This window comes from Streptomyces adustus (assembly GCF_009377175.1).
GTDB classification, from domain to species: domain Bacteria; phylum Actinomycetota; class Actinomycetes; order Streptomycetales; family Streptomycetaceae; genus Streptomyces; species Streptomyces adustus.
In genome coordinates this window covers 19,460-32,187 of sequence record NZ_VJZD01000019.1, presented here as the reverse complement: position 1 = coordinate 32,187, position 12,728 = coordinate 19,460, and the positions used below count along the sequence as shown (strand labels likewise).

The 12,728-nt window shown below is 68.3% G+C and carries 10 protein-coding genes; 8 read left to right on the top strand and 2 right to left on the bottom strand.

From position 1 onward, the window contains the following. The first annotated feature begins 466 nt into the window (after positions 1–466). The 8 genes from FNH09_RS07190 to FNH09_RS47005 all read left to right on the top strand — a co-directional run bounded on the left by FNH09_RS07190 (position 467) and on the right by FNH09_RS47005 (position 10,899). Positions 467–904, top strand: coding sequence for a cupin domain-containing protein (locus tag FNH09_RS07190; RefSeq protein ID WP_152885920.1), 438 nt, complete (start codon positions 467–469; stop codon positions 902–904). 693 nt (positions 905–1,597) lie between these two features. Next, the gene (locus tag FNH09_RS07185) at positions 1,598–3,397 is read left to right on the top strand and encodes an adenylyl cyclase (protein WP_152885919.1); all 1,800 of its coding nucleotides are present in this window, start codon (positions 1,598–1,600) and stop codon (positions 3,395–3,397) included. 336 nt (positions 3,398–3,733) lie between these two features. After that, positions 3,734–4,285, top strand: coding sequence for a YciI family protein (locus tag FNH09_RS07180; RefSeq protein WP_152885918.1), 552 nt, complete (start codon positions 3,734–3,736; stop codon positions 4,283–4,285). After that, positions 4,282–4,731, top strand: coding sequence for a hypothetical protein (locus FNH09_RS07175; RefSeq protein WP_238426507.1), 450 nt, complete (start codon positions 4,282–4,284; stop codon positions 4,729–4,731). Before FNH09_RS07180 ends, FNH09_RS07175 begins: the two co-directional genes overlap by 4 nt. Before the next feature lie 295 nt (positions 4,732–5,026). After that, positions 5,027–9,013 carry a CHAT domain-containing tetratricopeptide repeat protein gene (locus tag FNH09_RS07170; protein WP_152885917.1) on the top strand — a complete coding sequence of 1,329 codons (3,987 nt, stop codon included), beginning with the start codon at positions 5,027–5,029 and terminating at the stop codon, positions 9,011–9,013. A 24-nt stretch (positions 9,014–9,037) separates the two neighbouring features. Continuing rightward, a complete protein-coding gene (locus FNH09_RS07165) occupies positions 9,038–9,433 on the top strand; it encodes a hypothetical protein (RefSeq protein WP_152885916.1) in 396 nt (131 codons plus the stop codon). Then, positions 9,430–10,323 carry a hypothetical protein gene (locus tag FNH09_RS07160; RefSeq protein ID WP_152885915.1) on the top strand — a complete coding sequence of 298 codons (894 nt, stop codon included), beginning with the start codon at positions 9,430–9,432 and terminating at the stop codon, positions 10,321–10,323. Before FNH09_RS07165 ends, FNH09_RS07160 begins: the two co-directional genes overlap by 4 nt. A gap of 249 nt (positions 10,324–10,572) precedes the next feature. Continuing rightward, on the top strand, positions 10,573–10,899 hold the full coding sequence (locus FNH09_RS47005; protein WP_156110805.1) for a hypothetical protein: 327 nt from the start codon (positions 10,573–10,575) through the stop codon (positions 10,897–10,899). A gap of 182 nt (positions 10,900–11,081) precedes the next feature. On the opposite strand, the gene FNH09_RS48245 is transcribed toward FNH09_RS47005, so the two are convergent. Together FNH09_RS48245 and FNH09_RS07150 are read right to left on the bottom strand one after the other, a co-directional pair. Further along, positions 11,082–11,228, bottom strand: coding sequence for a hypothetical protein (locus tag FNH09_RS48245; protein ID WP_156110804.1), 147 nt, complete (start codon positions 11,226–11,228; stop codon positions 11,082–11,084). A 526-nt stretch (positions 11,229–11,754) separates the two neighbouring features. Beyond that, a complete protein-coding gene (locus FNH09_RS07150) occupies positions 11,755–12,294 on the bottom strand; it encodes a hypothetical protein (RefSeq protein WP_152885913.1) in 540 nt (179 codons plus the stop codon). Positions 12,295–12,728 lie beyond the last annotated feature (434 nt).

The following is a 12,728-nucleotide window of genomic DNA, read 5'->3' as shown; positions in this document are numbered from 1 at the left end:
CCTGTCGGCGCTGCTCCACCGAGGTCGGCGCTTCCGGGCGAAAGCGGTCATCCCGTCGATGGGTTCCACGGTGTCCGGGATACCTTCCGTCTCCGCCATGACCTGGAAGGAGGCACGGAAAGAGGTGGGCGATGCCACCAGCGTCTCGGCGGCCAGGACGCGGGCGCCTTCCAGTACGGTCCCGACCGGGACGACCCGGTTCACGAACCGCGGGTGGGCAGTGTCGGCAACTCGCGTCGGAAATCAACGTCGATGAATGCCCCGGACGATAGATTCCGACACACGCGCATCGGCTACGCGTGAGTCTCCACCGTCGACCACAACCCCGCTCTCCGAGATCGACACCCTGCCGCGGGCGCCGGCCTCGCCTCCGCCAGCTGAACAGGACCGCGGCCACGAAGCCCTGAAGCGCTGCCTTGCGGCCGGTGTCCGAGCTGGGACTTCGGGGCCTACGGAGGTGTGAAACATGTCAGCGAAGAACCCTGAGCACGAAAGCACCCACGAGATTTCCCTGCCGCCCGAAGTGAAGTTGCTCCAGGAGGTCACTCCGCCCTTCTTTCCCGAAGGCGGTTCGGCGATGACGATCCTCGTCGATTGGCCGCCCGGTCACCCCGGTCTCCCTCCGCATCGCCACTCGGGCCCGGCGTTCGGCTATGTGATGGGCGGCGCTGTCCGGTTCGAGCTCGAGGGTGAGCCGGAGCGGGTGGTCGAGGCCGGCGGGACGTTCTGGGAGCCAGGCGGCGACGTGATCCACTACCAGGACGGCAACGCTCTGTCGGACGCACCGACCAGGTTCGTGGTGACCATGGTGTGCGCGCCGGGTCAGCCGATGCTCAGGCTGGTCGACGAGGAGGAGCTGAAGGAACGGGCGCACCTGCGCGCCCCTCGTCCTTCCGAGGGCTGACCTGCGAGGTCGACAAGAGTACGGAGCCCGGAGCACCGATCCAGGTGCTGCTCGGCCAGAGTGGTGGGCGCATCCTGATCCGGGGCCCGACCCGGCTGGGCGCCCACCACCTCATCTACAGTCCCCATACCCCGATCCCCCACGACGTCCTGCGCCCTCCTGCACGGTATTCACATGCCCGGCACACCAGGAGGCGATGGAACGGATCCGCGCCTGCCCCGCGACGGGAGGCTGCTCGACCCAGCCTCCCGCAGATCCCGCATCCGGAGGACCGTCCATTGCCCGTCGACGGTGGGAACCAGGACCCGGTCCTAGCCGTGTAGCTCCGCCTTGGAGCGGGCCACCTTCCAGCCTGTGCGCGACGGGTGCGCGCAGAAGCTCGCCGAACGCGCACGTCCGCTCGACAGCGCCGCAACACCGGCGCGCCCCCAGGCCCAGGTCCCGGACCCCGGCCGCGATGCGCCCGCCGCGCAGTCCGTCGGTTGCGTCAGCGCGGACGCGAGAGCACTCCTGCCGCCCTCAGGGGCTCACACGGGCACGCACAACCCCTGATGAGCGCTCAAATCCCTTTTGCCGCAGGCGCATTGACCATCCCCAGACACGGTGATTCACTTCGTGGCTGAGAGCGCTCTCAGAGATCGGGGGCCGGTTGACGGTCCCGTCCATTCACCCTATGCAGGGAGAGCCGTGTCCATGATTCCCTCTCGTCGTGGTGTGCTGCGCGGGGCGGCCGCTGCGTCGGTGCCGCTCATCAGCGGTATCAGCTCGGGACAGGCGTTCGCGTCGGCCGCCGACTCGCACCGGCCCGGCCACAGCTCCACCGCGCTCGGCCCGAACGTCCTGGTCTTCGATCCGTCCATGAGCGACGCGTCGATTCAGGCCAAGGTCGACGCCGTGTTCGCCGTCCAGGAGTCCAACCAGTTCGGCGACGAGCGCTTCGCTCTGGCCTTCCTGCCGGGCACCTACACCGTCGACATCAACGTCGGCTTCTACACCCACGTCCTGGGCCTGGGCGCGAGCCCGTCCGACGTGGTGATCAACGGTCATGTCACCGTCGACGCGCAGTGGTTCGACGGCAACGGCACCCAGAACTTCTGGCGCGCCGCGGAGAACCTGACCATCGTGCCGCCGGACGGACTGGAGCGCTGGGCGGTCGCCCAGGCCGCGCCGATGCGCCGCGTCCACATCAAGGGCGACATGACCCTGTGGCCGAGCCCGCCCGGCAACCGGTGGTCCAGCGGCGGCTTCCTCGCCGACAGCGTGGTGGACGGACAGGTCGAGTCCGGCTCCCAGCAGCAGTGGCTCTCGCGCAACGACACCTTCGGCAGCTGGAACGGCGCCAACTGGAACATGGTGTTCGTCGGCACCCAAGGCTCCCCGGCGCAGTCCTTCCCCACCCCGCCGCACACCACCGTCGACCGCACCCCGGTGATCCGGGAGAAGCCCTTCCTCACCGTGGACCGCCACGGCTCCTACCAGGTGTTCGTACCCGCGCTGCGCACCGACAGCACCGGCACGACCTGGGCGAAGGGACCGGCCAAGGGACACAACATCCCGCTGTCGCACTTCCATGTGGCCAGGCCGGGCGATTCCGCCGCACAGATCAACCGGGCCTTGTCGGCCGGCAAGCACCTCCTGTTCACCCCGGGCATCTACGACATCTCCGCACCGCTGCGCGTGAACAGGCCCGGCACCGTGGTCCTCGGTCTCGGCCTGACCACCCTGCGCTCCACGCACGGCAACACCGTGATCGAGGTCGCCGACGTCCCCGGCGTCACCCTCGCCGGCCTGCTCTTCGAGGCGGCCTCCCATCACACCCCGGTCATGCTTCGCGTCGGCCACGGATGCAGCAGGCGTCGGCACAGAACCGACCCGACCGTGCTGTTCGACATCGTCGCCCGGATCGGCGGCGCGCTGCCCGGCGGCGCCGGCGTCAGCGTCCAGATCGACAGCAACGACGTGGTCCTCGACCACCTCTGGCTCTGGCGCGCCGACCACGGCCTCGACAACACCGTGGGCTGGACGGTCAACCCCGCCGACACCGGCATCGTGGTCAACGGCGACCACGTCACCGCGTACGGGCTGTTCGTCGAGCACTACCAGAAGTACGAGGTGCTCTGGCAGGGCGAGCACGGCCGCACCTACTTCTTCCAGAACGAGCACCCCTACGACGTGCCCACCCAGACCGCCTGGCGCCACGGCTCCACCCTCGGCTACGCCGCCTACAAGGTCGGCGACCGCGTACGCGACCACCACGCCTGGGGCCTGGGCAGCTACTGCTTCTTCAACCTCAACGCGGACATCTACACCGACTGCGCCTACGAGGTCCCCGACACGCCCGGCGTCGTCTTCACCGACCTCATGACGGTCTGCCTCAACGGAGCCGGTGGCGGGGGCATCCTGCACGCCATCGACAAGGCCGGCGACCCGGTCCAGAACGGCTTCGCCACGTACTACATGAAGTCCTACTCGAACGGCGTCACCGGCGTCTGACACCCGTGCACGCGACGGCGGCCGGTCCCGGTCGGGCGACCCGTCGGTCGTGAGCGGGTGAGTGATGAGAGTCGGCGTGGGTGGCACAGCGGCCGGGGAAGGCCGCCATGCCACCCAAACCGGCTGCCGCCGGGAGCCAGGCCGGCCGCGCGCAGCCCGACGGACACGAGTACCGCCGCGACGGCGGAGGACGCGCGTCGGCAGCGCTGGAAACGCTCCCGCCTCGACCTTCTGCCGCACGACGCCGACACCTGTGCTTGCGGATGAGGCTGCCGACCACTCCTCACAGCAAAAACCCACTCGCCCCGGTGACGTCCTTGAAGAGACCCTATGGACATGGAGTTCCTCTGCTACCACCGCGACCGGTCCGGCTCCCTGCCGCTGCGCGACGAACTGCTGGAAGAGCACTGGTCGTACATGGACCGGTACGCGAAGGAGATGATCGCACGGGGTCCGACCCTCGCCGACGACGGAGACACCCCCACCGGAAGCGTGCACATCGTCGACCTGCCGGACCCCGCCGCCGCCCGTACCTTCGCGTTCGACGAGCCGAACTACCAGGCCGGCGCCTACCGGGACGTGCTGCTGCGACGGTGGCGCAACCTGCTGGGCCGCACCATGTGGGACTTCCCCGGCGGCCGCAGTGGCGGCAACCGGTATCTGGTGCTCGGCCTCGGCGCGGGGCAGGCCGCCGACCTCGCGGTGCCGACCGACCGGGACGACCTGATCGCCTACGGGCCGCTGCTGTCCGACGACGGCAGCACCTGGCTCGGCACAGCGGTGCTGCTCCGGGCGCCGGACCCGCAGACGGCACGCGCCGTCCTGACCCCGGACCGGTACGCCGAAATCGAGGTGCACAACTGGCAGTTCGGCGGACGGCCCGCATGACCGAGGACGCCCAGGCCGGCGGGATGCACGTTGAAGGTGCAGGGGTGAGCGTGACGTGGGCGGCGACTGCACCTGAGTCGGGACGTTTTCCCGCAGTCGAGAGACGTTCAGACATCACGGAACTGGCCCATCACTTTCACGAACTGCGCTCCCGCGGCCGGGGATATCTCGAAGTCGGGCTGCCGGAAAGCGAGTTCCCGCTGCTGACGCTGGGCTTTCAAGGTGATCGAGCAGTTCTTCATCTGTTCGATGACGCTGAAGGGGTGTACCTGCTCGGCGGTGACGGCATCGCCTCGGCGGGCGATGTGGTCGACATCCCGATCATGGATGACCTGGCTGCGTTCAGTGGAGACTTCGTCCTGGCTGTCGATCGTGCATGGGCTGTCCTGCACACCTTCATCCGGACCGGGGCTCCTGGCGAGCTGGGCGAGTGGCGCAAGTCGTGACCACAGCGCGATCAGTGATCCGCAGGCCGTCGTCGCCCGGCACCCGCTCGTCGCAGTCGTCGACCGCCGCCCCGTGCCGAACCCTGAACGGTCGCCTTCGGTCTGCCGGGCCTCCCCCGTGGTTCGGCAGGAACCATTGGCTACGTAAACGGTCGGAACATCAGATTCCATGGTTCTCACGCCGATACCCTGACGTTCAACTCAGGGGGGACGCGTGGCCGTACGGGAAGAGTTGCTCGCTGTCATCTCTCGGCGAATCGAAGAGGGGCCCCATGGGCCCTCCGGGTACCTTGACATGAGTGCCGTCATCGAAGCGATGCAGCTCGCGCAGATCCTGCGGGACGAGGACGGAACCGCTGATGAGTGGCAACGCCTCGGTTTCTTCCATTGGTTGCGGTACGAGCATCCCGACGGTGGTGGCTATCAGCACGACCTGTCGAATGCTGTCTGGGCGTACACGCCCTGCTTCCTGGCGGGGACGGAAGACCTGCCCGAGCCTTTGCTGCCCTCGATCGCCGACCACGCCGTGGGCAGTGCTTCCGCTCTCACGCAGTTCGTCATGGCTTCCGAGGATCCCTCCGCGTTCTCCGAAGTCGTACAACTGTGGGACCGCATCCTGGAGGCGACACCGGCCGATCATCCCGGCAAAGCCGTGCGGCTCAACAGTCTGGGCGGAATGCTGCAGATGAGAGCGGAGCGTGCCGGGCCCGGCGACCCTCGATCGGAAGCGGACCTCGAGCGGGCCGTCGGACTGTTCCGCGAAGCACTCTCGGTGCTCACACCTGATGACCACCAGAGGGCGTTCATCCTCAACAATCTGGGAGCGGTCTTCCAGACCCGCTTCGAGCAGACCGGGTCGGCTGCGGATCTCGATCTGGCCGTCAAGGAACTGCGTGCAGCCTCGGCGGCACCGAGGGCGGCCGACTCCTCCCCGCTGACAAGCTTGCTGAATCTGACAGACGCGCTGCAGATGCGTTCGGAACTCTCCGACGACCCTGGCGACCTGGATGACATCATCCGGTACGGGCGAATGGCGCTCGACCTGCTCGAACCCGATGCCGACGACCGCGGTCCCCGGTTGGCGAATCTGGGTGTTTCGCTTTACAGGCGCTATGTCCGCTCAGGTGCGGGCAGCGACCTCGGCGCGGCAGCCGAGGCGCTGCGCTCAGCGTCCGCGGGCCACAACGGGGAGCGATTCAACGACCGGCTCAGCGCTGTGCTGTGTGCGGTCTTCGAAGCGACCGGCGAGCCATCGGACCTGGAAGCATCGATCGATGCGCTGCGCGCAGCCTCCCGCCACGCTCAGGCCCAGGCCGACTCCGCGCCGGCACGCGGCCACAGAGCCGAGCTTCTGCGTCTGCTCGGGGAGGGCCTGGCAACCCGATTCGGGCTGAGCGGAGCACGTGCCGACCTCGATGCTGCTGTTCACGCCTTCGTCGAGGCTCTCCCGCTCGCAGGGGCTCCCGCGTCGAGCGAAATTGCCCGTGGCGCGTCCTTCGGGCTGGCCACAACACTCGCGACCCGCTACGAGCGGTACGGCTCGCTCGACGACCTCAACACTGCCGTACAGCTGCTCGACGACGGCCTCGAAAACCTTCCAGCCGACCATCCGCGGCGCTACATGTATCTGTCCAATCTCGGCGGGATGCTGGAATCCCGGTTCGACCGCCTGGGCGGGACGGCAGATCTCGACCGCGGCATCGACCTCCACCGCCAAGCCGTGGCCCTCGTGCCTCTGGATGCTGCGGACCGACCGAACGCCCTGAACAACCTGGGCACCGCGCTCAGGGTGCGTTTCCGGCGCCATGGAGGCCCCGAAGACCTCGACGACGCCATCACCCACCTGCGCCAGGCGAAGGCAACGGGAACCAGGCTGGTCAAGGGCCACGCCTTGCACAACCTCGGTGCGGCACATGCCGCACGGTTCAACCGCACCGGCGACGTCGCGGACATCGACGCCGCGATCGAGTTCATGCGTGAGGCGATCCCGTTGCTGGACGCCACCCACAGGCCGACATCGCTCAGCAGTCTGGGCCAGAGTCTCCTCGATCGGTTCCAGCATCTGGGTGCTCTGGACGACCTCGACGCCGCGATCGCGGCCTCCGCCGAGGCCGTCGACTCCACCCCCACGGACCACCAAGACCGGCCACGCACGCTGAGCCATCTGGGAACTCTGTTCGAAGCTCGGTTCGACCGGCTACAGAGCCTGTCCGACGCGGATGCCGCGATCGACTACGCGCGTCAGGCCGTCCGGGACACACCGCACGACCACTTCGAACGCGCAGGCTATCTGTTGTGTCTCGGCAACGTCCTGGTGAAGCGGTATCTGCTGTCCGACGAGGACTCCGATGCTGCCGATGCGGCGGAGGCGGCGCGCGAAGCCGTCGAGCTCACCCCCGAGGACAGCGCAGAGTACCCAAAGGTGCTGAACCTTCTGTGCGGCGCGCTGACCCAGCACTTCGAGGCCTCCCGCAAGAAGGCCGACCTCGACGAGGCGATCGACGCCGCCCGCGCCGCGCTGCGGTCTCTTCCGTCCGGTCACTACGGTCTCACCAGCTACCTCAACACCCTCGCCGTCGCCCTGTGCACCCGTTTCGAGTACTTCGGGGACCTCAGGGACGCGGAAGAAGCGATGACGGTCTACGAACGATCTGTCGCCGACCCCCTGGCCGCCCCGTCCCTACGTATCGAAGTGGCCCGCACCGGAGCCCGCAGGCTCGCTCCGCACTCCCCCGGGCGCGCAGCCGACCTGATGGCAGCCGCTGTGCGGCTGCTCCCTGAAGTCGCCCCGCGCCGACTCGAACGCCTTCAACAGCAAGAACGTATGGGGACCTTCGGCTTCCTCGCCTCCGAGGCGGCGGCCCTGTTGCTAGCCGACACCTCGCGGCCGGCGGACCAACGCGCCACGCAAGCTCTGGAAACCCTTGAAGCAGGCAGAGGTGTTCTCCTCAGCCAGACGCTGGAAACACGCAGCGACCTCACAGACCTGGGCGAGGAGCACCCCGAGCTCGCCGCGCGGTTCGAGGAACTGCGCGCCCGGGTCGACACCGTGGACGACCCCGCAGGTGAACGAGTGCGGCTGACCACGGAGTTCAGCGCGTTGCTACGCCGCATCCGCGAACTCCCCGGTCTGGCTTCCTTCGGACTTCCGCCCTCTGCCGAACAGTTGCTGCGTGAGGCCGCGCCCGGCCCGGTGGTCACAATCAACGCCGGCGTCCAGCGCGGTGATGCCCTGCTGCTCACATCGCACGGCATCCGAGCGATCGAACTGCCGGGACTGACCCTTGAGGCACTCTTCAACCAGACAACGGTCTTTCATACGGCCTTGGAAGACTCACTGCGACAGGACGCCTCCCTCACAGAGCATGCCGACGCCGCAACGCGACTCGACGCAGTGCTCGCCTGGCTCTGGGATGTCGTCGCCGAACCGGTCCTGGAGGCGCTCGGCCTCGCCTCCACGAGCGACGACACCCCGTTGCCGCGTCTTTGGTGGGTCTCCAGCGGACTGCTCAGCCTGCTCCCCCTGCACGCGGCGGGCCACCACGGCCCGCAGCAGGATGGACGCACCGTCATGGACCGGGTCGTCTCCTCCTACACCCCCACCATCCGCGCCCTCGGCCACACGCGCACACGTCCCAAGGCGGCCGATACCGCACGACGTTCACTGATCGTGGCCATGCCCACCACGCCCCACCTGCCGGAGAGAGACCTACCCCAGGCAGGGATCGAAGCCTCCAAAGTGGCACGTCGGCTTCCCTCGACGACGGTCCTCGCCGCAACCGGCGGCACAGACCGTCTCCCCACTGCCGCGAACGTCCTCACCGAGCTGGCGGAGTGCGCGTTCGCTCACTTCGTCTGCCACGGACAAAGCAACCCCCAAGACCCTTCGCAGAGCCGACTCCTGTTGCACGACCATGCCGAACGGCCGTTCACCGTGGCCAGTCTCACAGCGACGACGCTGCACAACGCCCAACTCGCCTACCTCTCGGCCTGCGAGACGGCCGTCGGTCACGGCCTGACGCTCCTCGACGAGTCGATCCACCTTGCCGGGGCATTCCAACTGGCGGGCTTCCCCCACGTGATCGGCACCCTCTGGTCGATCTCCGACGACTACTCCGCCGTCATCGCCGAATCCTTCTACACACACCTGACCGCTACGGACAACCCCACGCCCCAAGCCGACGAGGCGGCCCGCGCACTGCACACAGTGATCCGCCACGCCCGCGACGAACACCCCCACTTGGCGTCCCGCTGGGCGGCATACCTGCACACCGGCGCCTGACCACCCGGAGAGGACTCCAAGCCCGTGGACGTCGCAGACATCGTCATCACCATAAAGATCGCAAGCTTCTGCCGTGAGCTCGCCCATAACACCCTGGCCACCCTGGCTCGAGACGAAGGACAGTCCGCTCTCTACGCCCGAGCACGCGCAGCGCTCGGAGCCGGCAACGTCGGCCAGGCGCTGGAAGCCGATCTCGACGCTCTGCACGCCATCGCGCTGAGGCGCACCGGACACGGCCTCTACCCGTCTTCGCTGCGCGGCTTCTCCCTGCTGCCGGGCACATCCGCCTCACACGGGGCGCAACAGTGGAGCTGTCCGCAGGGTCTTTGCGCAGGCCGAGGCAGAGTGGTTCCCGGCAGACCCGTCCCGACCTGTTCCCTGACCGGACGTCCCCTGACGGCCAAGCCTCTCGGCTCATGAACGGGTTCCTCACAGAGGTCGCCAAAAAGCTCGCCGAACGATGGGCCACGCTCCTGGCGCTCCCCGGCCTGTTGTACCTGGCGGCCATGACCGCCGCGTACGTTCTCGGCCAAGCGCACGCCCTTGACACGCGACGGCTCGACCACCAGATCAGTCGCTGGGCCGCGGACCAGAATCTGAAATCGGTCGGCGCCACCGTGCTTCTCGTCGTCCTCGTGCTCGTCGGCTCGGTCGCGGTGGGCCTGGTCTCGGTGGTCGCCGGGCGTACGATTTCCCTGCTCTGGACCCTGCCGGGGAAGCGCTGGCCCGTCCGCCGGCTCGCGTCCTGGCGCCGCAATCGATCTCAGCAGGCCAAGCGCGACGCCGACCACCCCCTGGCCACGCCCGAGCAGATCCGCTCGGCCATCGCCCGGGCCGACCGCATCTGCCTGGTCGAAGCGGACCGCCCCACCTGGGTGGGCGACCGGCTCCGCGCCTGCCGCGTCCGCGTGGAGCGCGCCTACGGACTCGATCTCGATGCGATGTGGCCAAGGCTCTGGCTCATCCTCCCCGACACCACCCGCGCGGAGATCACGACCGCCCGCGACGCCTTCTCGGCGTCAGCACGTCTGATGGCCTGGGCACTGCTCTATTTGCCGCTGGCCCTCTGGTGGTGGCCCGCCGCCCCCATCGCCCTGGTCATCGCCGCGTCGGCACAGGTCAAGACCCGCGAATCGACCAACGTCCTCGCCGACCTGTTGGAGAGTACGGTCGACCTGCACGCCAGGGAACTCGCCACCCGACTCGGCCAGCCCGACCCGGGCGCCCCGTTCACACCCGCAGAGGGCCGCACCCTCACCACCCTCGCTCGCAAATCACGCTGGGACCCCGACTCCCCCCTCGCGGAATGACGAACGTGCGGGCGAGGACCCGTCCGCCCGGGTGCCACGGGGACGCCCTCGTCCTCTCCTGACCCTGGACGGCGTCACCCGCTCACGCACGCTTCGCCTGCGTCGCGATGGAGAGCCGTCGTACCGCGAACGGCACGAGTGTGGCATTCGCGGCGGCTCCGGGAAGAACACTCGCGCAGGTCCACTCCCGGCGTGACCACGTCCCTTACACTTTCGCCGTCACATAGCGTGAGGACTGATGTGAGAAGAGTGACCGAAGTGCTGCGTAGCCCGCGGCGCCCCCTCGTACTCGGCTCGGTGCTGACCATCGCGCTCGTCGCACAGTCAGCCCTGATTGTCGCCCAGCAAATGCAGATCGACGACCTGCGGATGCAGCCCGTCGACGTCCAGGAGAGCATCGCGCCTGGCCCTTCAGGGCCGTCCGGCCCGCCCGGTCCCACTGGCCCTGCCGGCGCCATCGGCCCGCCGGGCAAGGACGGCAAGGACGGGAGGGACGGCAAGGACGGCGCGAACGGGAAGGACGGGAAGGACGGCACGAACGGGAAGGACGCCGTCGCTCCCCCGGCTTCAAGTTAGGTCCTCGGCCGCGATGACCGACTCCTGGGGCGTGCACGGGAGGATGCACCGCCCTTGCACGAGCCCAGGCAGGCGCAGTCGGAGTTGCGGCCGGCGCCCGGACAAAGCTGCCAGTGCCACAGTGCTCCGGACCGCGCCGATGGCGCCGGGCAGGATCGTCGGCCAACGCCCGTTACTTCTTTTCATGACGTGACGTGAGGAATGCAGTGAGAAGCATCAAAGAGGCGTGGCGCAGCCCGCGACGCCGCCTTGTACTCGGCGCGGCGCTGGCCATCACACTCGTCGCGCAGGAGGCCGTGCTCGTCGTCCACCAGCAGCAGCTCGACCAACTCCAGGCGCGGCGTATGGCCCTCCAGGCGAACAGTCTCCGTCAGGGTCCGCCCGGGCCGCCTGGACCCTCCGGACCCTCTGGTCAGCCTGGCCCCACCGGCCCCACAGGCATCCATGGGCGGGATGGCAAAGTCGGCGATCACGGCAGACGAGGGCACCCCGGCAGGCGAGGGAGGCCTGGCAGGAACGGGGAGGTTATCTACATCAGATGACGTCGGCGCGATGTTCGAGCGTCGACTGGTGAACCGGGCAGATGGAACGCCACGGTTTGCGGCTGAGGTCAAAGCCTGAGGCGCCCCGCACAGTTGGACCGATCGGCCCAGGGCACGGGCACACGAGCTATAGGGCGGAGCCCCCCGGGCGGTCGGCGGGCGAAGGAAGTGGCCGCCCGGGGGGCTGAGTGCCTCCTGGTGTCCGGCTCGCCGGGTGCACACAGGGTGCGGTTGTCACAGTATGGTCCGTACTGGGACCCCGGCCCGATTCCGGGGGGCCGGGGGTCCACAGTCTGCGTTCAGCAACCGGCGACTAGTAGTCCCCGCGGTCGCCGCCGTCGTGCCAGTCCCTCACCACCCGGAAGCTGGCCACGACGCCGTGCTTGATGTGGATGGTGTGGGTGCGGCCCGGGTGCACGCCGTCGGCGGAGCTGCGCGGGCCGACAGTGGCGATGGGAGCGCCGTTGTCGCACACCGCACCCCGGAAGACCTCGACGGTCCGACGGGTGTCGTTGCGGACGTTCAGGCTGCGCGCCCCCAGTCCGCTGACGACGGTGATGCAGTCGCCGGGGTGGGCCGAGTAGGACCGCTCGTTGATCTCGATGCGGCCCTCGTAGTAGCGGTGACCACCGCCGCCGCGACCCTCGTTGCCCTTGCCCTCGTTGCCCTTGCCGCCATTGTCGTCGTTGCCGCCGTTGCCACCGTCGGGCAGGGCGGCCACAGCCGGAGCGGCATGGGGGGCCTGAGGGGCGACAGCCGGAGTGGAGGCGGCCGATGCGTAGGTGATACCCGTCGCGGCAAGAGCCGCAGCGGCTGAGACAGCGGCGGTGACCGCCGTGGAACGAAGCTTCATGACGCAATCTCCTGTTTCAGGAATGCCGGCCCGTCAGCCGGCTCGCAAAATGAAACTTACCCACAGCAGTCATATCGGTCATATCGAAATACCGGCGAAGGGCTCCAATCGGGGCATTTGTGGCCCTGATTCCGACACTGACGTGCAGTCATGTGCCCTTCGCATAAAGCAGATTGACTTACGATTAGCCCCTTCGATGGATCTCCTCACGCCTACTCACCACTCGATACCAGCGTGTCGCTCTGGATGCGGTGAGGCAATCGTGCTAGGAGGGAACGGGCTGAGCCCAAAACCGCTGGTCTCTCAGTCGGGCGGAAGGCCGCGCAGCAGCCGTGAGCAGACCCGGCGGGGACACCCCGGTCCTGGACAGCGCCACCACACCGGAGGTCTTCGTCGTGATCAGGCACCCCAAGGGTGTCGACAACGGTCGTGCT

Coding starts and splice junctions, on each gene's coding strand:
- FNH09_RS07190 (WP_152885920.1), top strand. CDS start 467: ATGTCAGCGAAGAACCCTGAGCACGAAAGCACCCACGAGATTTCCCTG.
- FNH09_RS07180 (WP_152885918.1), top strand. CDS start 3,734: ATGGAGTTCCTCTGCTACCACCGCGACCGGTCCGGCTCCCTGCCGCTG.
- FNH09_RS07175 (WP_238426507.1), top strand. CDS start 4,282: ATGACCGAGGACGCCCAGGCCGGCGGGATGCACGTTGAAGGTGCAGGG.
- FNH09_RS07150 (WP_152885913.1), bottom strand. CDS start 12,294: ATGAAGCTTCGTTCCACGGCGGTCACCGCCGCTGTCTCAGCCGCTGCG.
- FNH09_RS07160 (WP_152885915.1), top strand. CDS start 9,430: ATGAACGGGTTCCTCACAGAGGTCGCCAAAAAGCTCGCCGAACGATGG.
- FNH09_RS07185 (WP_152885919.1), top strand. CDS start 1,598: ATGATTCCCTCTCGTCGTGGTGTGCTGCGCGGGGCGGCCGCTGCGTCG.
- FNH09_RS07170 (WP_152885917.1), top strand. CDS start 5,027: ATGAGTGCCGTCATCGAAGCGATGCAGCTCGCGCAGATCCTGCGGGAC.